28 protein-coding genes are annotated in these 21,742 nt (G+C 47.5%); 22 read left to right on the forward strand and 6 right to left on the reverse strand.

The genetic code is table 11. The features are described 5' to 3' along the window. Positions 1–81: 81 nt before the first annotated feature. The gene (locus tag R70331_RS13700; protein ID WP_042176344.1) at positions 82–453 is read right to left on the reverse strand and encodes a hypothetical protein; all 372 of its coding nucleotides are present in this window, start codon (positions 451–453) and stop codon (positions 82–84) included. A 242-nt stretch (positions 454–695) separates the two neighbouring features. On the opposite strand from R70331_RS13700, the gene R70331_RS13705 reads away from it, so the two are divergent. Genes R70331_RS13705 through R70331_RS13725 form a run of 5 tightly spaced genes read left to right on the forward strand, consistent with a single transcriptional unit; the run spans position 696 to position 4,215 of the window. Beyond that, on the forward strand, positions 696–1,667 hold the full coding sequence (locus R70331_RS13705; protein ID WP_042176346.1) for an ABC transporter ATP-binding protein: 972 nt from the start codon (positions 696–698) through the stop codon (positions 1,665–1,667). Then, entirely contained in the window at positions 1,660–2,406 is a 747-nt protein-coding gene (locus tag R70331_RS13710; RefSeq protein WP_042176348.1) for an ABC transporter permease, read from the forward strand. The genes R70331_RS13705 and R70331_RS13710 overlap by 8 nt, the downstream gene beginning before the upstream one ends. After that, positions 2,406–2,786: a GntR family transcriptional regulator gene (locus tag R70331_RS13715; protein ID WP_042176350.1), complete on the forward strand. Its 381-nt coding sequence runs from the start codon at positions 2,406–2,408 to the stop codon at positions 2,784–2,786. Before R70331_RS13710 ends, R70331_RS13715 begins: the two co-directional genes overlap by 1 nt. 2 nt (positions 2,787–2,788) lie before the next feature. Beyond that, the gene (locus R70331_RS13720) at positions 2,789–3,490 is read left to right on the forward strand and encodes an ABC transporter ATP-binding protein (protein WP_042176352.1); all 702 of its coding nucleotides are present in this window, start codon (positions 2,789–2,791) and stop codon (positions 3,488–3,490) included. Then, positions 3,484–4,215 (forward strand): hypothetical protein, encoded by a 732-nt coding sequence (locus tag R70331_RS13725; RefSeq protein WP_042176354.1) that lies wholly within the window; start codon positions 3,484–3,486, stop codon positions 4,213–4,215. Before R70331_RS13720 ends, R70331_RS13725 begins: the two co-directional genes overlap by 7 nt. A gap of 66 nt (positions 4,216–4,281) precedes the next feature. Here the strand turns inward: R70331_RS13725 and R70331_RS13730 are convergent, their stop codons facing one another. Continuing rightward, complete coding sequence (locus R70331_RS13730; protein ID WP_231576470.1) at positions 4,282–4,659, reverse strand: PilZ domain-containing protein; 378 nt, start codon at positions 4,657–4,659, stop codon at positions 4,282–4,284. A 124-nt stretch (positions 4,660–4,783) separates the two neighbouring features. Here R70331_RS13730 and R70331_RS13735 point away from each other — a divergent pair, with 124 nt between their 5' ends. Together R70331_RS13735 and R70331_RS13740 are read left to right on the forward strand one after the other, a co-directional pair. Next, positions 4,784–5,389, forward strand: a complete 606-nt coding sequence (locus R70331_RS13735; protein ID WP_042176358.1) for a pentapeptide repeat-containing protein — start codon at positions 4,784–4,786, stop codon at positions 5,387–5,389. Positions 5,390–5,674: 285 nt separating this feature from the next. Then, positions 5,675–7,306, forward strand: coding sequence for a sensor domain-containing diguanylate cyclase (locus tag R70331_RS13740; protein ID WP_042176361.1), 1,632 nt, complete (start codon positions 5,675–5,677; stop codon positions 7,304–7,306). 111 nt (positions 7,307–7,417) lie between these two features. Here R70331_RS13740 and R70331_RS32305 read toward each other — a convergent pair whose 3' ends face one another. Beyond that, the gene (locus R70331_RS32305; RefSeq protein ID WP_269322333.1) at positions 7,418–7,543 is read right to left on the reverse strand and encodes a hypothetical protein; all 126 of its coding nucleotides are present in this window, start codon (positions 7,541–7,543) and stop codon (positions 7,418–7,420) included. A gap of 173 nt (positions 7,544–7,716) precedes the next feature. Between R70331_RS32305 and R70331_RS13745 the strand changes: the two genes are divergently transcribed. The 10 genes from R70331_RS13745 (at position 7,717) to R70331_RS13780 (ending at position 13,864) form a co-directional block, all read left to right on the forward strand. After that, positions 7,717–8,514 (forward strand): glycoside hydrolase family 73 protein, encoded by a 798-nt coding sequence (locus tag R70331_RS13745; RefSeq protein ID WP_042176363.1) that lies wholly within the window; start codon positions 7,717–7,719, stop codon positions 8,512–8,514. Between the two features lie 5 nt (positions 8,515–8,519). Continuing rightward, entirely contained in the window at positions 8,520–8,801 is a 282-nt protein-coding gene (locus R70331_RS13750) for a holin (RefSeq protein ID WP_042176365.1), read from the forward strand. A 121-nt stretch (positions 8,802–8,922) separates the two neighbouring features. Further along, the gene (locus R70331_RS13755; RefSeq protein ID WP_042176367.1) at positions 8,923–9,345 is read left to right on the forward strand and encodes a hypothetical protein; all 423 of its coding nucleotides are present in this window, start codon (positions 8,923–8,925) and stop codon (positions 9,343–9,345) included. 135 nt (positions 9,346–9,480) lie between these two features. Then, positions 9,481–9,615, forward strand: a complete 135-nt coding sequence (locus R70331_RS32075; protein WP_197071804.1) for a sporulation protein YjcZ — start codon at positions 9,481–9,483, stop codon at positions 9,613–9,615. Between the two features lie 113 nt (positions 9,616–9,728). Continuing rightward, a complete protein-coding gene (locus R70331_RS13760) occupies positions 9,729–10,205 on the forward strand; it encodes a GNAT family N-acetyltransferase (protein ID WP_042176369.1) in 477 nt (158 codons plus the stop codon). A gap of 65 nt (positions 10,206–10,270) precedes the next feature. Further along, a complete protein-coding gene (locus tag R70331_RS31085) occupies positions 10,271–11,986 on the forward strand; it encodes an alpha/beta fold hydrolase (protein ID WP_081947611.1) in 1,716 nt (571 codons plus the stop codon). A 206-nt stretch (positions 11,987–12,192) separates the two neighbouring features. Further along, complete coding sequence (locus R70331_RS13770) at positions 12,193–12,795, forward strand: hypothetical protein (RefSeq protein ID WP_042176372.1); 603 nt, start codon at positions 12,193–12,195, stop codon at positions 12,793–12,795. Further along, positions 12,788–13,348 carry an accessory gene regulator ArgB-like protein gene (locus R70331_RS13775; protein ID WP_042176374.1) on the forward strand — a complete coding sequence of 187 codons (561 nt, stop codon included), beginning with the start codon at positions 12,788–12,790 and terminating at the stop codon, positions 13,346–13,348. Before R70331_RS13770 ends, R70331_RS13775 begins: the two co-directional genes overlap by 8 nt. Beyond that, entirely contained in the window at positions 13,317–13,451 is a 135-nt protein-coding gene (locus R70331_RS31090) for an AgrD family cyclic lactone autoinducer peptide (RefSeq protein ID WP_081947612.1), read from the forward strand. Before R70331_RS13775 ends, R70331_RS31090 begins: the two co-directional genes overlap by 32 nt. 17 nt (positions 13,452–13,468) lie before the next feature. Next, positions 13,469–13,864, forward strand: a complete 396-nt coding sequence (locus R70331_RS13780) for a LytTR family DNA-binding domain-containing protein (RefSeq protein WP_042176376.1) — start codon at positions 13,469–13,471, stop codon at positions 13,862–13,864. Between the two features lie 25 nt (positions 13,865–13,889). Here the strand turns inward: R70331_RS13780 and R70331_RS13785 are convergent, their stop codons facing one another. After that, on the reverse strand, positions 13,890–14,525 hold the full coding sequence (locus R70331_RS13785) for a DUF2569 domain-containing protein (protein ID WP_156131124.1): 636 nt from the start codon (positions 14,523–14,525) through the stop codon (positions 13,890–13,892). A gap of 887 nt (positions 14,526–15,412) precedes the next feature. Here R70331_RS13785 and R70331_RS32080 point away from each other — a divergent pair. Continuing rightward, positions 15,413–16,255 (forward strand): hypothetical protein, encoded by an 843-nt coding sequence (locus R70331_RS32080; RefSeq protein ID WP_231576471.1) that lies wholly within the window; start codon positions 15,413–15,415, stop codon positions 16,253–16,255. Positions 16,256–16,306: 51 nt separating this feature from the next. Here the strand turns inward: R70331_RS32080 and R70331_RS13795 are convergent, their stop codons facing one another. After that, a complete protein-coding gene (locus R70331_RS13795) occupies positions 16,307–17,191 on the reverse strand; it encodes a cohesin domain-containing protein (protein ID WP_081947613.1) in 885 nt (294 codons plus the stop codon). Positions 17,192–18,102: 911 nt separating this feature from the next. Here R70331_RS13795 and R70331_RS31535 point away from each other — a divergent pair. The 4 genes from R70331_RS31535 (at position 18,103) to coaD (ending at position 20,492) form a co-directional block, all read left to right on the forward strand. Beyond that, positions 18,103–18,243 carry a hypothetical protein gene (locus tag R70331_RS31535; protein WP_156131126.1) on the forward strand — a complete coding sequence of 47 codons (141 nt, stop codon included), beginning with the start codon at positions 18,103–18,105 and terminating at the stop codon, positions 18,241–18,243. 266 nt (positions 18,244–18,509) lie between these two features. Further along, on the forward strand, positions 18,510–18,755 hold the full coding sequence (locus R70331_RS13805; protein ID WP_042176382.1) for a sporulation protein Cse60: 246 nt from the start codon (positions 18,510–18,512) through the stop codon (positions 18,753–18,755). A 635-nt stretch (positions 18,756–19,390) separates the two neighbouring features. Next, a complete protein-coding gene (gene rsmD, locus R70331_RS13810) occupies positions 19,391–19,999 on the forward strand; it encodes a 16S rRNA (guanine(966)-N(2))-methyltransferase RsmD (RefSeq protein ID WP_042176385.1) in 609 nt (202 codons plus the stop codon). Next, positions 19,983–20,492 (forward strand): pantetheine-phosphate adenylyltransferase, encoded by a 510-nt coding sequence (gene coaD, locus R70331_RS13815; protein ID WP_042176387.1) that lies wholly within the window; start codon positions 19,983–19,985, stop codon positions 20,490–20,492. Before rsmD ends, coaD begins: the two co-directional genes overlap by 17 nt. Here coaD and R70331_RS13820 read toward each other — a convergent pair. Then, positions 20,473–21,699, reverse strand: a complete 1,227-nt coding sequence (locus R70331_RS13820; RefSeq protein ID WP_052419053.1) for a nucleoside recognition domain-containing protein — start codon at positions 21,697–21,699, stop codon at positions 20,473–20,475. The genes coaD and R70331_RS13820 overlap by 20 nt on opposite strands. Positions 21,700–21,742 lie beyond the last annotated feature (43 nt).

Raw genomic sequence — 21,742 nt, forward strand, 5'->3', positions numbered from 1 at the left:
ATTAAACCATGATCTCAAAAATGAACAAGAGGCAGATCAGCGCAACCTTCTGCGCGATCTGCCTCAGCTTTTTGAATCTGTTTAAATTAAACGGTAGCCCGAGGGCAGATCTCCGGTTCTGCGGATATCACGGATCTGCTGGAGAGTCAGCCGCTGGTTGGTCGAGATGAGTGATTCGACATCGTTGCCGCGGATATAATCGTCCAGGTCACGGATGTTGCGGTTGCCGCGGATTACCAGGAAGCTGCCTCTGAATCTTGTTCTGCTGAACAGGACGAGCGTGGCGTTGCTGCTGGTGGAGAAGAAACGCAGGCTCTCGATACCGTCAAGGATATTGTCCGTATTGCGGATGCCGAGGTTACCGGTGTAAGTTCTTCTGCGGCCCAGGTAGTTCTCTTCCTCATAGACTCTCAGCCGCGGATAGGTTTGGGAAATATGGACTGCTGGCTTCATTGTCATTCCTCCTAAGGTTATCGTGTGTTGATGCAATTCTATTCTATGTACCGCTGGCTTATCGGTGTGGTTGATAGACTACAGGGCGGACAATTAGGTGGATTGGCGGAAAGTAACACAACCAGGTCTGGTCATTTTTTTATTTATAGGCTTTACTTGGCTAACTACCTAGTGTACTATGTAACTAACACACCGATACATTGATTAAGAATTCAAGCGTTATAGGATAAAGGGAGGAAATTATGGAGCGGATAACAGCTAATCAAGGACAGTCGGAGATAAAAGGCGGCGTACCAGTTCTGCAGATGAACAAGGTCACGAAGATGATCAAAGGGAAGGCGATTGTGAATCAGCTGTCCTTTGAGATCGGAAGAGGGGAAATTGTCGGGCTGCTCGGACCTAACGGCGCCGGTAAGACAACAACCATCCGCATGATGACCGGATTAATCAAAATGACTGAAGGGGATGTGCTGGTTCACGGCCATAGCATCCGTAATGATTTTAAGCAGGCGATTGCCCATATTGGAGCCATTATCGAGAACCCGGAATTTTATTCCCATATGACCGGGCTGGATAATCTGCTGCAGTACGTGCGGATGAGTGACGGTATCTCCAAATCACGGATAACAGAGGTTGTGGAGCTGGTGGGGCTTCAGGAAGCAATGAACAAGAAGGTAAAAGCCTATTCGCTGGGTATGCGCCAGCGGCTGGGGATTGCCCAGGCATTGCTGCATTCACCGAAGCTGCTCATTCTGGATGAGCCGACCAATGGCCTCGATCCGGCAGGCATCCGTGAGATGCGTGATTATATGCGGAAGATTGCTGAAGTGGAAGGAATCTCAATCCTGATCTCCAGCCATATGCTGGGCGAAATTGAGCAGATTTGCCACCGGGCGGTTGTAATCCAGAACGGTACGCTGGTCAGAGTTACCCGGCTGGGAGCAGAGGCGCAGACTGAAGGCGAAGTGGCACTGACCGTTCGGGTTGATAACATTGCGGCTGCACAGGCCGTAATACAGGCAGAAGACGGAGTAAAGCTTACAGGTGCGGACGAACTTCACTCTGAGCTGAACATCAGGCTGTATGACCATAAGGTACCGGAGCTGGTTGCTGCACTTGGTGCAGCCAAGGTCGGGGTATACCGCATCACAGAGCATAAGCAAAGTCTCGAGGAAGATTTCCTAAACTGGACGGGAGGAAACCGAATTGCGTAAATTTAATCTGCTGGTACTCAACGAATGGCTGAAAATATTCAAAAAGCGCTCCTTTTTTATCCCCTACCTGATTGCTGTGCTGTTCCAGGCAATGATCGCGTATATCAGCCATTCTTTTTCACCGGATTCATTCCCTTCTGCTGCTGCCTTCATCAAGGAAATGCTGCTGCCCACCGGATTGGGCCAGATCATAGCCATACTCGCGATCATTGGAACAGCGGGAATCGTAAGTAAGGAGCATAGTCAGGGTACAGTGAAATTTCTGCTGATCCGCGCCCGCAGCCGCACGGCCATTTTGGCCTCCAAATATGTAACGGTTCTGCTGTACGCCCTTAGTCTGACAGTTGTCACTGCTGCTTCAATCGTCATCTCAGGTATGCTGTTGTTTCAAACAGGCGGCGGGGATACGGGCATAGCTGATATTCTGCAGTCATTGCTGTACGGCTATGTATATACAATGGTGTATGTAACCTTTGTCTTTATGGTTGGTGTACTGACCAATTCCACAGGTGTTACCATCGGGATCTCGATGTTTGCAGTTATGATGGACAAAGTTGTAATCTACCGCGATTTCTATAAGTACTTTTTGTTTCCCAACCTTGATTTGTCCATCTATCGGGGCGGGACTCCGCCGTTGCCCGGCATGACACTTGGCTTCTCCATTCTCATGCTGGCGGTTTACATGGCTGTCTTTCTGCTGGCAGGCTTCATGGTGTTCAGACGAAGGGACGTTGCTTGATGACGATTGAATTTGACAACAATCAGCCGATATATCTACAGATCATGAACTACCTCAAAGGCGAGATTATTACTGGCAAGCTGAAGCCCGGCGACAAAATCCCCTCTGTACGTGAGCTTGCCACTGAACTGCAGATTAATCCAAACACGGTGCAAAGAACCTTTCAGGAACTGGAGCGTGAAGAGATTGTGGAGACAAGGCGCGGCATGGGCAGATATGTAACCGGGAGGGAAGAGACGATTATGAAGATTAAACGGGAAATGGCCCAGGATATTCTGGACCGGTTCGTCCGCGGCATGCAGGAGCTAGGCTTCCAGAGTGAAGAGATTGTAAAGGCCGTTGCTGATAATATCGCTGCCAAAGAAAGCAGAGGGATGTAAGGGTGGACAGCATACTTCAGGTACAGCAGGTTTCGAAAAAATACGGCTTCAAGCAGGCGCTGAATCAGGTTTCCTTTGAGCTCGGTGCCGGTAAAATTGTCGGACTGCTCGGCAGCAACGGCAGCGGTAAAAGCACAATCATGAAGCTGATTGCCGGACTTCTCCGCCCGGGCTCAGGCAGCATTTCTGTGCTGGGACTTCCGGTTGGCGAAGCGAGTAAGGCCCTTGTTTCCTTCATGCCGGACCGGCCGCTGACAGAGAAATGGATGAAGGTAGGCGATGCGCTGAAGTTCATGGAGGATTTCTACCCGGATTTTGACCGGATCAAGGCACGCCGGATGCTGGAGTTCATGAAGCTCAGTGAAAAGGAGCGGGTGACCTCCCTGTCTAAAGGAATGAGCGAGCGCCTGCAGCTTACTCTTGCCCTTTCGCGGAAAGCCCGGCTGTATATGCTCGATGAACCGATTGGCGGCGTGGACCCGGTAGCCCGGACCAAAATCCTCAATGCCCTGATGGAGTTTTATGAAGAAGACAGCACAATCCTGCTCTCGACCCACCTGGTTTCGGATATCGAACGGATTTTTGATGAGGTAATCTTTATAAAAGAAGGAGAAATTGTCTTGCACAGTGATGCTGAGAAATTACGGCTGCAGCGCGGCATAAGCATTGATGAGCTGTTTAAAGAGGTGTATGCGGAATGCTAAAGCTGATTCGTTATGATTTTCGTCGCAGCCGTGACAGGATATTGGCGGCATTGGTAATCTTGGTGCTGTTTCATATCGGGATCTGGTTATCCTCAGATTCTTCAGTTAGTGACACTGTATCCGCACACCTGGTTGCCTATTTCGCTATCGGCGCAGTTTTTCTGTTCTTCGCATCATTCAATTATAACCGTAATCTGAAATCCTATCAGCGGCAGCTCCTTCCGGTAAAAGCCTTGTACACCGTGCTTTCTCCGCTGTTGCTATACTGGCTGCTTCTTGTCTGCCTGCTGATCATCGGGCTGCTTCAGCTCGGCCTATATATCCTGTTTTATTCGGCGGATTTCCTGCCGGCGAATTTTTGGACGGTGGCAGCGCGCAGTGTGCTGCAATGCACATGGTCAGCCGGATTCGTTCTGCTTATGATTATGTTTGCCAGTACAGTGGCCAGAAGTATTCCGCTTAATAAAAAGATATGGGTTACCCTTATCATCGTGTTTGGTCTGCAGAGCGCAGTCGGCTATCTTGAGGAGCTGCTGTTCAGCAATTATTTTATGGGCATTGATAGTGCCTTCCGGTTCGAGATAGTAAAAGCTTCGGATATTCCGAGCGGGCTTGAAATGCTTTATGCAGGTTCCGGTCCGTGGCCCTTTTTCTTTGAAGCCGGTATTGCATTGCTGCTGATCTATGGGATGACCGTGCTTGTTCAGAAAAAAACAGAGGTCTAATTATAGCAGGAACAGAAAAGAGAGCAGGACTTATAACAGCGCTGCTCTCTTTTTTACACACAAATATTATTGAGCTTTCAGCCTGTTCGTCCATAGCTCCAGCTCACGTGCCAGCTGTTCATCCTCGGTCTCGCTGAGCTCAAGCCGCACCCCGTATTGAAACTGTCCGATCCCGAACATCCAGCCCCAGCGTACACTGCCTTCAAACTGCAGATTCTCTTCTGCCAGCCGGAAATGAATGATCAGCTTGGTATCGCCTGAAGTAAAGCGGAGGTTCAGCGAGGTGCGAACCTTGCAGCCTGAGCGGCTGAGATCTAGCAGCACACCTTCGGTTAATTTGCCGGCGCCCGGACCGTTATTTCCTGCCGGAACCTCAAGCCAGCACTGGATCGGCTGGTTCATCACATATCGGAATGGTTCTTTTCTGCTGGAGTCGTCCATCATTTACCTCCGCCTGTTTTTTTGCTATTATAGCGGAATGGCAGATTGAGAACAATCTACTATAGTGCCATTTTTAAAAGATTCTTTCTAAATTTATTTTAACGGGAACAAAAGGGGCGTACGGATCATGTATCAGTATGACAATGAAAGCTTCCTGGAGCACAAATTTGATTATGCTGCTTTGCAGGACGGGGAGCTGAACAGCTGTACCTTTGAGCGCTGTTCATTCAAGGGGGCATCGATGGAGGAAATGACCTCGAACGGCTGCAGATTCATCGATTGTGATTTCTCGGGGGCGCAGCTGAATGCTTCGCTGCATAAGGGGGCGGCTTTTACAAACTGCAAATTTACAGGGGCTAATCTGTTCGTTGCCCGGTTTGTGGACTGTAAAATGACCGGCTCCGACTTTGCCAATGCTTCCATGGACGGCATTACGCTGGACGGCGGGGACTGGTCATATACCAACCTTCGTCACGTTAATCTGACACGGCAGGACCTGCGGGGCATCCGGTTCACAGAGGCGGATATGATGGGCTGTAATCTGCAGAAAAGCGATCTGCGCGGCGCTGATCTGAGCAGGGTACGGCTGAGCCAGTGTAAGCTTGACGGGGCAGATCTGCGGGATGCCAAGCTCGAGGGCATTGATCTTAAGAGCCTGGATCTCAAAAACGTGCGGATCGACGTGGAGCAGGCTGTGCTGCTGGCCCGTTCTTTAGGGGCTAAGGTAGACTGAGAAGGTTAAGCGGAATAAGGCAGCAGCCCCGCTCTTTAAGGAGAGGACGGAGCTGCTTTTTTTGTGATTAGAATTAGTAAAGGGATGCCATGCAGTCAACGAACATCCGGTTGTAGCCGGAGCGGCTGAGATCATGGGTCGAGGAAACTAGCTTAAGAAGAAGTCAGGATAATATGGATACAACCTGTGAGCTTAGTCAAGAAAAATACATAATAGTACGCTTACTGCCATACCTGTTTTATCCGATATATAATTAACGACTCATTTCGACAAGGGGACATGTCTATGTCATTTAACCTGCGGACTTTTTTTTCAGGCGCCTTCGCCGTCATTATTATTCTCCTTACAGCGCTGCTTATCTGGATTATCGGTAGCCAATCTACAAAATCTGTAGAACGGGGCATTGGCGGATCGCTCGCAGAAGAAGCTTATCAGATGGCTGAGAAGCTGGATCATTTCATGTGGTCACGCTCCGGTGAGGTGCAGGTGCTCAGCATGCTTAACGCTTTTCAGGAGCCGTATGACAAGGAAGAAATCAGCGGCCTGCTTAACCAGCTGAAGAGCAGTCTGCCCGTATTCACCTGGGTGGGCTTTCTGGATACAGAAGGAAATGTGCTATCATCCACAGATGATATTCTGGCCGGACAGAATATCAGCCAGAGGCCTGTATTTCAGGAAGGAATCAAAGACTTGTTCGTGGGGGATGTCCACGATGCTGTACTGCTGTCGAAGCTGCTGCCCAATCCCGGCGGTGAAGACTTGCAGTTCGTCGATGTCAGTGTTCCGGTATATAACAAACAGAATCAAACGACCGGTGTTCTGGCGGCACATCTCAGCTGGGAATGGTCACGTGAAGTCGAGAAATCTATCATGGCTCCGCTTAAGGACAGGCTGAGCAATGTTGAGGTGCTTGTAGTCAGCCGCAAGGATGACACTGTGCTGCTGGGTCCGGACAGTCTGATCGGGACAAGGCTGTCAGATGCAGCACTGCAAAGAGCACGTGAGGGTGAGAACTCATGGATAGTAGAGCAGACGAAGGGCAGAGATACTTATCTGACAGGATATGCCGTCGGTGACGGATATCTTAACTACCCCGGCCTTGGCTGGACGGTCATTATCCGGCAACCGGCAGAAATTGCCTTCGCTTCAGTGCATCAATTTGAACGGTTTATTATATTAATCGGCCTGGCGGCGGCTGTGGTCTTCGGGATAATCGGATGGCTCCTGGCCGGCTGGATTTCCCGGCCGCTCCATGACATTTCCCGCACAGCAGATATACTGAGCTCGGGCGCCTGTGTGGAGATTCCTACCTCGGCCAGAATTAAAGATGTGGCTGTCCTCTCCGCATCTCTGCAGAATCTGGTTGATAATTTGACCAAAACAGAGAGCAAGCTCAGCTATATGTCTAATAAGGGTATGCATGATTCGTTGACCGGACTGCCTAACCGTACAGCGCTGAATGAATTTATGTCTCATGCGGTCAGCAAGGCTAAGCAGAACCAGTCTACGCTAAGTATCCTGTATCTTGATCTGGACGGCTTCAAGAAGGTGAATGACACCTTCGGTCATGCTACAGGTGATGTTCTGCTGCAGCAGGTGGCGGGGAGGCTGCTCGAATCTACCCGTGATCATGAGATTGTAGCACGGCTTGGCGGAGATGAGTTCGTTGTCATCCTGCATACTTCGGCAGGCAAGCCGATGCAGGAAGCGGAGGTTGTTGCTACCCGCATAATTAAGAAGCTCAATCAGCCGTTCCTGATCGGTGGCGAGAACCTTCATATCGGCTGCAGTGTTGGAGCCGCCGTATGGTCACCGGATGCCGGGGAGCCTGACGACACGATGCGCCTGGCGGACGAAGCGCTGTATATCTCCAAGCGCAGCGGCAAAAACCGGATTACCTTTGAGGCGGCGAGCTGATTCTATGCACGAATTCGCCTGAACAGTAGAAAGCTCTTTTGGCCTGCGGCATTCTAGACCTGCTGCAGCCAAAAGAGCTTTTATATTTGTGCAAAAGAGTATATAGGACGATTAGCGCAGCTTTTTACGCGGGTTAGACCACCATTTAATCCATAGATTCTCCTCATCGTCATGAAAGAACTTGATTCCAATCCATTTTAGAGGTGTCCACACCTCTTTAAAATAATATGAAGGCATAGTCTTTTATACCCTCCTTATAGTTAATTTTTACTATATATTACGCCTGAATTTATAGATTAACAAGACATGTCAAAAATAAAAATAAAAATTTATATTAAATCAGAGTATTCGCTATAAGCACAAGCCATCTTTTAAAAAGTGCATTTAATATAGGGAAAGGATGTGAGAGTATGACTAATGCCGAGTTTATTGCCAGGATTGTTCCTTTTGCGGTAGCAGATATGCAGCGCAGCCACATTGCCGCTTCGCTTACCATAGCCCAGGCTGCACTGGAATCCGGCTGGGGCAAGAGCGGACTGACGGAGAAGGCCAACAACCTGTTCGGCATAAAGGGCAGCGGACCGGCAGGAAGCGTAGCTGTCAGGACGACGGAATACATGAACGGCAAGCCGGTACAGGTTACTGCAGCCTTCCGTGCTTATAACAACTGGGGAGAGTCGGTAGCTGACCATTCTGCGCTTATTATCGGCGGTGTGTCATGGAACCGTAATCTTTACAGCAGAGTAATCGGTGTGGACGGTCGGGCAGCCGCCAGGGAAATAGCTGCTGCGGGTTATGCCACTGACCCGAACTATTCGGCTAAGCTGATTCAGATAATGAATACCTACAATTTGTACCAATATGACGAAATCAAGGAGGATGATGAGATGTCGGCTGAAGACAGACAAAAGCTTGCCAGCCTGGAAACGGAGCTTAAAGACCTGCGTGTGTTGCTTGCCGCGCTTACAGTCAGCCGGGATACACTCAAAACCGGTGTGCAGGAGCAGGGGCAGTCGATTAAAAATGCAGCGGACCGGCTTACCGTGATCGAAGGGCGGGCGGTAATGAATGTACCGGCCTGGGCAGAGCCGGCAGTTAATGCTGCAGTTGCTGCTGGGCTGCTGGATACGCCTACTGGCGGAAGCTACGACTTCTACCGTCTGCTCACCGTACTTCACAGAGCGGGACTGCTGGTGACCGGGAGGTGAATGACATGGTTAATGAGGCGCTTAACAATGTGTTAGCTTTCGCATCCGTACTGGCTGTGTTTGTTATGGCGCTTGTCCAGCTGGTGAAGAACAGTGTCAATCTTCCCAAGCAGCTTGTTCCGGCCGTTGGCCTGGCGGTCGGTCTTATTGTCGGAGCTGTTTCTTACCCGTTTACCGATATGACGCTGGTGCTCCGGCTGTGGGCCGGCGGGCTGGCTGGCCTGTCGGCTACCGGATTGTTTGAGCTTGCTTTTAACAAAAGAGACGGAACAACAAAGGACAAGTGACTTATCCTTGGAGTCGCCTGTGGCAGTAAGGTTGTACTTTTGCCTGCTGGTGATAAGACCAGGCCATCAATGGCTGACGTTAATATGATAAATTATGCCTGAAAAAAAGGAGGTGCTATTGATGGGAACTTATCTTGATGCCAGAACATCACAAAATGCCAGTACGGCGAACTCTATTGCCATTCCGATCCTGGTTATTAATACACCGCAGCTATTCGGTCAAATTGGCCTGCTGAGTGCAGGAGTTACCACGAATCCGCGTGTATTGCTGAAAGGCACAATCTCGGTGCAGCTGCCGCTCGCTTTGGTCGGAATCACCATTACAATCGTCAGAGGAACATTGGCTACTGACCCCGTTGTTTACTCTGCCACTTCCACCTTCAGCCTGAGTCTGCTGGCTCCGCAGGTTATCACATTTTCAGCTGCTGACTTTAATCCTCCGGTGACGCCGCAGCTGACTTATACTGCTTTCGTTACTTCTAACCTGCTTGGAACAGTTCGTGTAGGTCCGGAGAGCTTTGACGGAATCCTGGTTTCTGACTAACTGCTGACAGCGCAGCTTGCCATGCTTATCCGGTATGGCAGGCTGCTTCCCTAAAAAAAGTCCGTTCTGCCCAGTCTGCGCAGATCCATCATACATACTCTATCCTGTAGTCATCATTTTGAAGGAGGTTATCTCATGGGTGCAGATTGCGGATACGGCGGTAATGTTGGTGGCGCTAATGTAGGTCCTGTAGGTCCTTGGACATCTACTGGTGCGATTCTGGTTCTTTATATCCTGCTTGTTATTATCTTGAGTGCCTGCTTCATTTAAAGGGGGTCCCCTATGCATGTTCCCGTTAGAGCGGGAGCATGCTTTTTTTTGTTGCGGCGGGCAGGTGCAGTTAGGGTATACTGGAGAAAAATGGCTGGAGGTATTGCAGTAAGATGATTATAAGAAGACTGGCTGAGCATGAGCTTCCTCCGATGGAGCTGCTGCTGTCAGCAGATCCTTGCCGTAAGAAAGTCGAGGCCTACCTGACAAGAGGAGAGTGTTTCACAGGATTTATAAATGATGAGCTTGCAGGTGTATATGTGCTCCTTCCGACAAGACCGGATACAATTGAGCTGGTGAATGTGGCTGTGGAGGAAAGACATCAGGGGAGAGGAACGGGTAAACAACTGATTTTACATGCGGTTCAATCCGCTGCGCAGCTTGGATACCGGACAATGGAGTTAGGAACCGGTAATTCGAGCGTGAATCAGCTGGCTTTATATCAAAAATGCGGTTTTCGTATTGTCGGCGTTGATCTGGATTTCTTTACTAGACATTATCCGGAGGTTATTTACGAGAACGGAATAATCTGCAGAGATATGCTGCGTCTGTCTAAGGATCTTTTAACTTACAAACAACTATTTAAATAAAACGAACGATTATTGACAGTTAAACGTATTACAAGAATAAAACTCAAAGCAGGGAGAGGTTGTTTATGAGAAAAAAAGCTGTGTTGATATCGGTCTGCGGTCTGCTGCTGCTTGGGACAGGAGGAGTAACGCCGCCGGCATATGGTGCTAATAATCGGGCAGGAATTACCCTTAATAATGAGCCGTTCAGTCTTCCGGAGGGGATGGACACCTTCTTGCAAGGTTCAGAAATCATGGTTCCGGTTCGTCCTCTGGGAGAAGCTTTTGGTTATGAGGTCAAGTACATAAAAGTACAGAACAGTCTGGAGCTGAACGGAAATAACCATACTTTTGTTATTAAGCTTGATGAGACCACAGTTTACGTGGATGGAGAGGCTGGGCAGGATATTTTCGTTCAGCCGGAACTGAGAAACAACCGGATTTATGTTCCAGTCTCCTTTTTCAGAGTGTTAGGGCTGATTATAACCAACAATGCAGGTTCAGCCCAGGCCGCTGTTACTACTCCGTACAAGTATGCTGAGAACATTACAGCATTGCTTAGCGGCGGCAAGTATATGGAGCTGTGGCAGCAGACCTTCAGCAAAGACGTCCAGCTGGCGCTTCCCGTATTAAAGCTGCAAGCATTCTGGGAAACGCTTACGGGTACTCACGGTTCCTTTGTCCGGCTGGATTCTGTTGGAGCGACTCAGGAAGCGGATTATACCGTCATTCAGGCACCCCTTGTGTTTGCAGAAGCACGGCTGACTATGAACCTGAAGGTGGACAGCTCAGGCCGCCTGGCCGGTATTCTATTCGGACCTGCATCAACAGCAGTGGAGCTTTCGCTCCCTGCAGGACTCATTGAAGAGGAGACCATTGTTGGTGCCGGAACTGCTTATCCGCTGGAAGGTGTGCTGACTTTGCCGGAGCATTCATCGGGTCCGCTTCCGTCAGTTGTACTGGTGCACGGCTCCGGCTCCACTGACCGTGACGAAACGGCTCTAGGCTACAAGGCTTTCCGTGATCTTGCCTGGGGACTTGCCCGCCAGGGGATTGCAGTCCTCCGTTATGACAAACGGACATTTACTTATGGACAGCAATATGCAGGCGACAAGGCGGCAAGCCTGACTGTGAAAGAAGAAACCGTGGAGGATGCCGTACTGGCAGCCAAGCTGCTCAGACAAGACAAACGTTTGAATCCGGATCAGGTATACATCGCCGGACATAGCCTGGGCGGTATGCTGGCCCCGCGGATCGACGCTGATGGCGGCGATTTTGCCGGACTGATTCTGCTGGCAGGCTCGCCACGTAAGCTTTGGGAGATCGTCTATGACCAGAACATGGCGTTAATCCGTTCTATGAATGAAAGTGATCCGCTTAAAGCCCAGTCTGCTGCACTTATTGATGCTGAGGCTCAGAAAGTCAAGGCACTGGCCTCCATGACCGCAGAGCAGGCGAAGCAGGCACCGCCGGTGTTCGGGATGCCGGCGAATTATCTGCTTGAAATGCAGCACCATGATACGGCAGAGCTTGCCCGCAAGCTGACCAAGCCGGTACTCGTGCTGCAGGGGGCGGATGATTTTCAGGTATATGCGGATAAGGATTATCTGCTATGGAAAGAGGTGCTCAGCAATAATCCGTCGGCCGAGTTCAAGCTGTATCCCGGTCTGAACCATTTCTTTGTGAATTATGACGGGGCTGGTGCTGGAACAACCGATGAATATAATGTGCCGGGGGTTGTGGATGAGCAGGTCATTTCGGATATTGGAGGGTGGATCAGCAAATATAACAATAAAAATTAGAAGGAGTCCAATTTTTATTGTCATTCTTCTTGCGTCATTCTTTATTATCCTATTTTTTGTGTACCATTTTTATAATTTAAGTAGATTTTTTACAAATTTCATCTATACGAATATAGGTCTAAAGTTATATTATAGAGTTAAAAATTGTTACTAATTGATTTTCAGGCCGGGCGGTGTATGTGTTGTTGTGGGAAGTTGCAGGATTCATGTTTTTTTCAACGGTTGAAGGTTTGGCTTTGTATTACTTAATCATGTGTTTATTCCGGTTTAAATGGAAAGGGCATATCTGGCCCGCGATGTTCGTGATGCTGCTCAATAATCTTCAAAGCTATCTGGTGCGCAACGAGCTGAACATGGACAATATTTCACCGCTGATTACCATTATTGTTTTTATTTTGTTTTTTTCCGCTGTTGTACGGATGCCGGTTATTCTGTCGGTTATAGCGACGGTTTCCGGGTATGTTATTTTTGCGGCGGTTCAGACGGCACTGGTCTTTCTCCTGTTTGGATCACTTGCTGCCGTTAATGAAAGCTTGTATAACGGGTATCTGCTGCAGACAGCAACCGCCATTGTGGTTGTGTCAAGCTTCTGGCTGCTGTACCGCCAAGGCAAAGGCTTCACGTTTGATCTCGCTAAGCTCAGGCTCAAGCTGGAGGATATTGTGCTTACGGTGCTGATCGTCGTCTTTTTGCTGGCAATTTCGGTGCTCCTGCTATTTAATAATCTGCTGGTTAATATCGTGTTCTTCCTGGTCATGTCGGCATTTCTGCTGTATTACTCTACTAAGAAGGAGCAAGAGGATGCTTGAACAGATGTCCGGAAGGATCGCAGCCCAAATCAAACAAATCGTTCCGGAACATCCGGCATCCTATGCTGTTCTTAAATTTGCGCTTGCTGTTATTCTCAATATAGTATCTGTAATCGGCTTGACATTATTGATATCGCTGGCTACAGGACGAACTTTGGAAGCTGTTCAGATCCTGATAGCCTTTGCATTACTGCGGCAGGTCTCGGGCGGTATACATCTGAAGTCCGGAATGGCGTGCATCCTGTTTACGACGGTTTTGTTTACCATTCTATCCTATGTGCAAGCCGGGCAGCCCGGTGTCCATCTCATGAACGGACTAAGCCTGCTGCTCGTCCTGCTGCTTGCGCCTGTAGGCATCGACAAACAGACCCGTATTCCGAGTCAATACTGGTCCAGGCTTAAATGGATCGGCGCTGTGCTCGTAGCTGTTAATTTCATTATTGCATCTCCGGTTATTGCGGCCGCTTATACGGCCCAGTCCTTAAGCTTAATCCTTGCATGGAGAAAGGGGAGCCGAAAGCATGAGAACATTTCAGCGCAAAGCCGTCTATAAACTGGCGTCGGCACTGTTTGCCGTTGCTGCGTTTGTAGCAGATGCTGTACCGAGTATACTTTACATCCACCAGCCGGAGATTCCGGAAGAATTACTGAAATAGCATTGGAGCTGGTTTTATTGAGCAGTATATCTGTAACCCGTGATCCCAAGGGCAACACCGGACTGTCCGCACTCGACATCACTGAAATCACATACATGGAATTTGAACAGAGCCTGTACCGAATCATGGTCCACACGAAGGACGAGGTGTTCTACACGGTCGGGACGCTGAAATATTGGGCAACCACCCTCAAGAGCTCCGGCTATAACTTTGTACTGGCAGACCGCAATACCCTGATTAACGTAAAAAATATCATTCAGCTGGACAAAACCTTCCACGTTGCCTATTTTGGAGAGAACCGCAAGGGCATAGAGCAGAAGTGCTTCCTGTCGGAAAAGGGATACAAGGAAGTCGTCAAGGACGTCAAAATCTCGCAGCCGAATATTGCGTTTATTGAGCTGCCGCTTTGGTAGTTCTTTTTTTTGTTATTGGGATTGATCAGCTAGTGTATGTATTCTTGACCCGCTTCGACAGCAAGAAATAAGGGATCCATACCACCGTATAGAGGGTGGATTTTAAAACACCTTCGTAGATGTTTGTTCCTTCGAAGACCTCATCTGCAAAGCCGCTGGTTATGCGCAACACGAGAGCAAGATCAAGGTATGTGAATACTGCGGAAACAATAATGACAGCTATAGCGAGATATTTGAATTGTTTTCTGTGCTTTATACACATGAAGACCATAATTATAATGAATACAGCGATTAAGGCTTCAATAATTGTTTCAAAATATACAGTTGGCAGCCATAGAGGGCTGTAATAGTCGTTAGTAGAATCAACCAGTAACTGAAAGTCTGCCATTCTAAGTGTTATATAGTTGTCGTAAACACTTGTGATGTGCAGATACAATTGTCTGATCATTCCGAGTGCAAATAAAATAAGCCAGCCGCCAAAGCCATAAGGCCCTGTTCTCTGTGGATATGTAAAAGGAACAGATTCTGTTGCCGCTGCCGATTCTATATTTCCGGAAATCTGATTGTCTAACCTCTCAGCGCGGAGCTGTCTGCGCACCTTATCGAAGGAGTGGCCCACCAGTCCGAAGCAAAAGGCAAAGATTATGCCGTTCAACAACATGCCCGGGAACCCGAAATCATAACGGATCAGAGCCAAATAATAAAAAACAAAGCTGAAAACAAACCTGCTATAGAAAAAACGCCTGTCACAATATTCACCTACATCATATCTGCATCGGATACAGTATTTGCTAGATCGTATGCAGGGTTAAGAATACAATATATGCGGATGTTATGAAATAACATAATTCTCAGATTTAGCAAAAGTTTGTGAAAGGGCCTTGGAGGACTGTTTACCAGGCGGATAGGGTATGTGTTTTGACAATATCCTTACTTTTATTGTTGATGAGTACGTAGTCGATGGAAAATAGACCGTAGTTATAAAGAACCCGCCGGGCTTAAGCTGGTGGGCTTTTTTTATTTACATAATTTAGCTATGGAGATACACTCTCGATATTAAGCCTATTTCTAAAGGCATTCATGATGAGAGTTCAAAAGAGATTTTGCAATAATTAACCGCGCTTTCGCCGCTTTTATAAGGTTTTCAAAGGCGGCTGTAGCAGCGTATTTGGGCAAGCGCATTAACAATATAAAGTGCTGGAAAGTGATACAGACCTCCTGGCTGCAGCTCTAAATCAATCAAAGGTTATCGGTCTGGTACCGGGAAGAATCGGCTCCAAATGGTCACCTAATTGATTAGGGTTGGATTAGTGGAGAAATGTATGCCTGAATCCGTTAAACTATCCGGGTCGTTTTTCATGCGACAACGTTTTGAATTTAGAGCATACATAAAATAACCCGCCGATTGTTGGCGGTTTTTCTTTTGTTAATCCATATATTTGCTCTATAACTCTTAATTGTATTGTAAATAAATGCCGAAAAACAGACTGTTTGTTCGCCTTTTTTTAGTGTAGGCTTAATGCATACATATTAAGGGAGTTGGATTTTTTGAAGAAGAAAATAGCTGGATTTTTAGTTTTGTGCACATTATTCTTTATCCTGATGCCAGGAGCAACAAAAGCCGCAGAACAACCTGTTGGGTTATTGAATGGAGTAAAAATGTTAACCGGGACCAGCGTTACCAATGAACTGGGGTCAACATTAAAGGTAACAGATAATGATGTTTCAACTGTTTTTAGTCTGCCTTATGAAAGATCTGGTAATGTAGAAGATACAATTTTTTATAATTTCCCAAAAGCAGTGACTATTAATGCATATAAAATGCATATTACTAATTATGATAACGGACCTGTTTACTTGGCATATTGGAACAGTTCTGGTACATTGGTGTCACGTATTCCATTACAGCCGAATGCTGGAACAGATCAAATATATTATTTCCCCGAAGCTATAACTGGTGTAACGAGAATATCAGTTTATCAGACTAGCACAATTACATATAAACTTGCTGAGATGAACGTTTATAATATTTTACCAGAACCAACATCTTCACCCACTGCAGAGCCAACACCGGAAATCACTGCTACTCCAGAACCAACTGTAGAACCAACACCAACTGCATTGCCGTCACCAACCCCGGAAATTCCAGCGGGAAATCGTGCTATTTTGGTTGTAACGATGAACACTGGACTGGAAAAAGAATTTGATTTGAGTATGCAAGAAGTAAATGCTTTTATTGTTTGGTATGAGAATAAGCAGGCGGGTTCAGGTACAGCATCCTATGCGATTAATAAGCATGATAATAATAAGGGGCCATTCACCAGTCGGAAAGACTACGTGATCTTTGATAAAATCCTAACCTTTAGTGTTGACGAATATTCTGCTGAGTAAAGATTATTAAAATAACCCGCCGGGCTTATGCCTGACGGGTTTGTTTTTTTATTATGCGTTTGGTAGGTAATCTGGATTGATCAGGATTTGATCCACAATATAAAGTAAATCATCGTCATTGATGTATTCATCGCCAGCTTGCTGCGCGTTGTACTTAATTGGATCAACATCAGCTGCGAGATACTTGAAGTATCTGGCATCAATTGCAAGATCCACAAGAGTGAAGGCACCTGATTTGTTGACGTCTGTCGCCTCTATTATGATACTGTCATCTAAGCAATTCTCTGTTTCCAGATCATACTCATCTTCGGTATCAGCGATTCTCGCCTTAGTGGAATCGACCACTGCGGTACCTATAGCTCGAGCTTTAAATTTAAGTTTAAGGATAACAGTATCCTCATTGATTCCGTATTCTTCACCTTGGCTAGCTACGACAAAGCGAACGGCACCATTTAGATCGACCGGCTTATTGTATACTTTATAGCCGGTGACTTCTTGAAACCCGAGATACTCCAGGTGCGTTTTGTCATACTTTACTTCGAAGTCCTCAGCATAGATATCTTTCACGTTTTTGAGAGGAATTTCTGCTGTAAACTCTTTGCCAACACCGATTTTTACTGGAGCAATAGCTACATCAAGAGTAGGCTCTAGCACTGGTGTTGGAGTAGGGCTTGGCGTAGGCTCCGGTGTTGGTGTTGGTGTTGGTGTTGGTGTTGGTGTTGGTGTTGGTGTTGGTGTTGGTGTTGGTGTTGGTGTTGGTGTTGGTGTTGCTGGATTAGCATCATAATCAATAATTATGCTCAATAATTGATTGGTATAATAGTTACTGTTTACTATATTTCCAGATATTTTAAAATTAATCTTTGTGAGGTCGCGAGCTGTAGGAAACGTAATAGTTTTTTTCCAGTTCGATCCATCATCGGTTGAGGAAGTCAAATAAATAACCACTAGAATTATTTATTACAGACGCTCCACTATAAAACTGTAAATTGTATGAGGGGTCGCATCCTTCTACATAACTACTCCAACTTCCCGTAATAGTAATTTTGCTAACGTTTTTATAATCAACCGTAGTGCTCTGCTGTACACCGTTCATTGTTGGATTTAATCTACCCAAAAGTATGGTTCCCGATGATGTGGGAGCACCATACACAGTTGCCGGCAAAATTAATAAAAATAATGTGATAATAAATAATACTTTTTTCAAATTACACACCTCGCAATGTTTTTTATTAAGTTAATACAAATGAAAATTTATGTAATTAAGCAGTTTATACATTTCCTCCTTTCTATGTTAAATAACTACTTGATGCCTGACTACCCTATGACAATAACTGTAATGTGTCTAAACAAAAATTCTTAAATATGGGATAATTAGAATAAAATCGCTTTAACAGAAAATATATCTATATTTAGATTTGAAATGTGTATGCCCATTAACCTTAACTGGGTCGGCGGGCTTATTTTATTTCATGGCAATCAAACCACTGCTAAATATTGAGCAGCGAGCATATAATGCAAACGAACGTTAGTTACGTGTTTGACGACACCTCACGCAAACTGCTGCGGATTATTGCTCATTTTAGGGCTAAAAATAAGCGGATGCTGACGATCCGAGAACAGGGGCGATTAAGCGGGCGCTGGCCGGCGGATATTATTAAGGGGTTCAAATCCCTTGCCGCCGATAATTACATAACATGGATGCAGCCAAGACAATCCAGACAGCTGTATTACTGGAGGGGCGGGAACGGAATGCACCATAAGATACAACGCTGCAGGGAGTTACACAGACTGCGAGGTACAGCGGTACTATTGATTACTGGCTTTACCATTAGGAGGACTTAGATATGACGAAACTGGAAGGCAATGACCTGTGGCAGCAAAAGATGCTCCTGATCGATAATGTAGAGCAGTATAAGGCGCAGCAGGAGCTTAAGGATAAGCCGACCAAAGGGTTGCTTATAGTTGAGGAACGGTCAATGGTCTGAGACTTAATCTTGCTGCCACATATTAATAAGATGCTCAGCAAAAAGCATGAAAGAGAGCGAGAGGTCTAATAGAATATCAAAGGACACTTGCCAAGCTCAAGCCAGCCAGCAGCTTTACATTGATGAGTAACTCCAACTGGGTATATTGACGTTGAGGTGTTTGGAGATGGGGTTTCTATGTCGTGATTTAAACGGCTGGATTTGGCAAAAAGAAATTTGCAGGAATTTTCTCCCATTTGCCGAATTATGGTTGTGGAGGTGATTTCATGGCAAAGGTAAAGTTGTTCGTGGCAGACAGCGTGGAAACTTTAGAAGAAAAAATTAATTATTTTCTGGAGTCTGAAGTTGAGCAGGTCATTGGTATTAATTACAGTACAAGTGCTGCTGCTATTCCAGACGGGTACGGTAGAGCAGAGGCTTATTGCAATTTCTCAGCACTAGTTCATTATGAAGCTAAGAAAGCAGATGACAATGAAAAAACTGGTGTTGCAGTAGGACATGTATTTCCTTAAATCTTCAAAAAAAATAATAGCAGAAGTAGCCATCCACTTAGGGTGGCTTTTTCATGCCACTTCATTTTGAGTATTCGCACAAGATATACAGCGTATATGAATCCTGAGGGAGAGAATTAGCCCCCAAAGCAAGAACTAAAATCTTTAAGAAATATGTTTTTCATCTGCATAAACTATCGAATAAATCCATGCATACAGGCTGCTCATAAAAGAGTGGCCTATTTGCTTTTCAGAGAAAGAAAATGATTCGTTTGAGAAAATGGTACCCAATAACAAGATTTTGACACCCTAGGAACACGAGTTACGAACCGAAAGACCATATACATCAAGGCTCCGGGCAAAAAAAATCGGAGCCCTATTTCTAGGGCTCCTTTCATGGGAGAGGAGAAACCGGACGAAGAGCTTATGGGGAAACGTAAGCCTGCTCCGCGGTTGTCTACGACATTTTGTGATGTCGATAATTACATGATGTCCGGAAATGAATGGTTCTATACATAGTTGCAGAAACTTTTCTGCTTCATTTTAAAGTGACACAGACAGACAATCTTTTTATTTCACCTGGCAATTGTGGTACTATAGGCTTGGACTTATGCCCTATGCGGCATAACAAACAGAGACATAGAGCAGGTGAATCGGTGAGAGTTGTATCGGGAAGTGCCAAGGGGAGACCCTTGAAGAGTGTGCCGGGTAACGGGACGCGTCCAACGACCGACAAGGTGAAGGAAGCGCTGTTCAGTATGATCGGCCCATATTTTGACGGCGGCATTGCGCTGGATTTGTTCGCAGGCACCGGCGGTCTTGGGATTGAAGCGCTGAGCAGAGGGATGGAACATGCCGTGTTTGTGGACATGGAGCAGAAAAGCATTGATACAGTCCGTGCAAATCTGAAGGCGGCCAGGCTGGAGGATAAGGCGGAGGTGTACCGTAATGATGCGGGAAGAGCGATTGGTGCGCTCGAGAAACGGGGGCGTGCTTTTGATCTTGTGTTCCTGGACCCGCCGTACCGGCTGAAGCACGGGGATGAGCTGATGCTGACCCTAGCCGGTAAAGGATTGCTGAAACCGGATGCGGTGATTGTACTGGAGCATGAGTCAGGTTACGCCTATCCCGAAGAGATTACGGGTTTTTTTCGGACACGGCAGGCTATATACGGGGAGACGGCAATCTCCATTTATCAGTATGAAGCTGCTTCAGAAGAAGCCGGCTTGAGCAGTGAGGAGGGTAACGATGAGTCTGCAAATTAGAAAAGAACGAGTTGCCATCTATCCGGGGAGCTTTGATCCGGTCACGATGGGGCATATCGATATTATCCGGCGCGCTGCCAAACAGTTCGACAGGCTGATTGTTACCGTGCTTAATAACCTCAGCAAAAAGCCGATGTTCAGCGTGGAAGAGCGCACTGAGCTGCTGCGGCAGGCAACGGCGGATCTTCCTAACGTCGAGATAGACAGCTTCAGGGATCTTCTGGTGAATTACCTCCGCCAGAAAAATGCCCAGGTTATTGTTCGCGGTATCCGTACGGTTACCGATTTTGAATATGAGCTGCAGACCGCTTCGATTAATCACAGCCTGGACCCTGAGGTGGAAACCATCTTCATGATGACCAATCCGAAATATTCGTACCTCAGTTCGAGTGTAGTGAAGGAGCTGGCGCATTTTGGCGGTAATGTATCGGAATTCGTTACTCCTGAAGTCGAGCAGGCAATGAAGCTTAAATTCAGCCAGCTGGACGCCTGACCCAGGCTAAGAAACCGATCAATCCGGACAATACGGCCAAAAACAGCATTATAACGGCCTGTAAGCTAAGGAGCTGGGGCACCATATTCCAGACTACAGGCAGAGCGGCTGCATCGTCTGAGCCCGCCGGATCTATGCTGCTGATTGCCGGCAGGGCAGCAGCAACATGCCGCAGCGGCTGCCACATGATTAAGGTCAGGCCAAAAGCGTAGAAACCGTGCAGCAGCCTTCCGGCGGCAAACGGGAGAAAACGGGCCTTGGCCTGTTTCAGTGCGGTTAACGCCTGAAGCTGTCCGCAAATTCCGCTCCATCCCAGCAATGCAGAGAGCAGAGCAAGACTGGTTACACCCATTGCGCCAAAAGAAAACGGCTCTGAAACCTGTGAAGTCACAGCACTGGCACCCAGATGGATCTCGAGGATACCGGCAGCCAAGGCTGGAGACAGATGCGGGAGCCGGGCGGCAATAATGTTGATGACAACAGAGAACATAATCATATATCCCCCGATGACCATCAGGCTCTGCACTGCGGTTGACACGGATTCGCCCAGCAGCCTGCCGAAGCTGCGGCCGTCCTGTTCTCGGGCTTCTGTTACGGCTTGCCGGACTCTTGACAGGAGTGAGCCCGGCTTAACCTGCTGAAGCTTTACGGGGCCGTTAGCCCGGCTGCCTGTGGCAGAGAACAAAGCGGCAGTTAAGCCAGCGGCGAGACCCGACAGCCAGTGAATGGCAAGCAGAATGTACCCTGCGGACGGACTGTGCAGAAAAGCCGCCCCGACAACGATAATTATAGTGACCGGGCTAGCAAAATGGGCCAGCGAAGCGAGTCTGCCGGCATCCTTGTCCGAAATCCCGCCCTGCTTATGAAGCTGCTGTACGCCTCCGGCGCCTGCCGGAAATCCTGCTGTCATACCAAGGGCGAGTGTCCAGCCTGCGGCTCCGGGCAGCCGGAATACCCTGGTCATCAGCGGTCCCAGCAGCACGCCGAACCCGTGCACGAAGCCTGAGGCAGTCAGCATTTCCGAGAGGATCAGAAAGGGCAGCAGCGCCGGGAAAATCAGTGTCCACCAGAGCTTGAGGCCCTGCAGCGAAGCCGCGAACGAGGATTCAGGCGCAGCGATAATCGCCGCTGCCAGCAGAATGGCTGCTGCCCCGGACAGAAAAGGTGCGGAAGCTGAGGTCATTCTCCGTATTTTAACGTTATTCATTTTAAGCATCACCTCTTCATAGGTTAAGACAAGGCTTACGGGC

This window comes from Paenibacillus sp. FSL R7-0331 (genome assembly GCF_000758645.1).
Taxonomy (GTDB): domain Bacteria; phylum Bacillota; class Bacilli; order Paenibacillales; family Paenibacillaceae; genus Paenibacillus_AQ; species Paenibacillus_AQ camerounensis.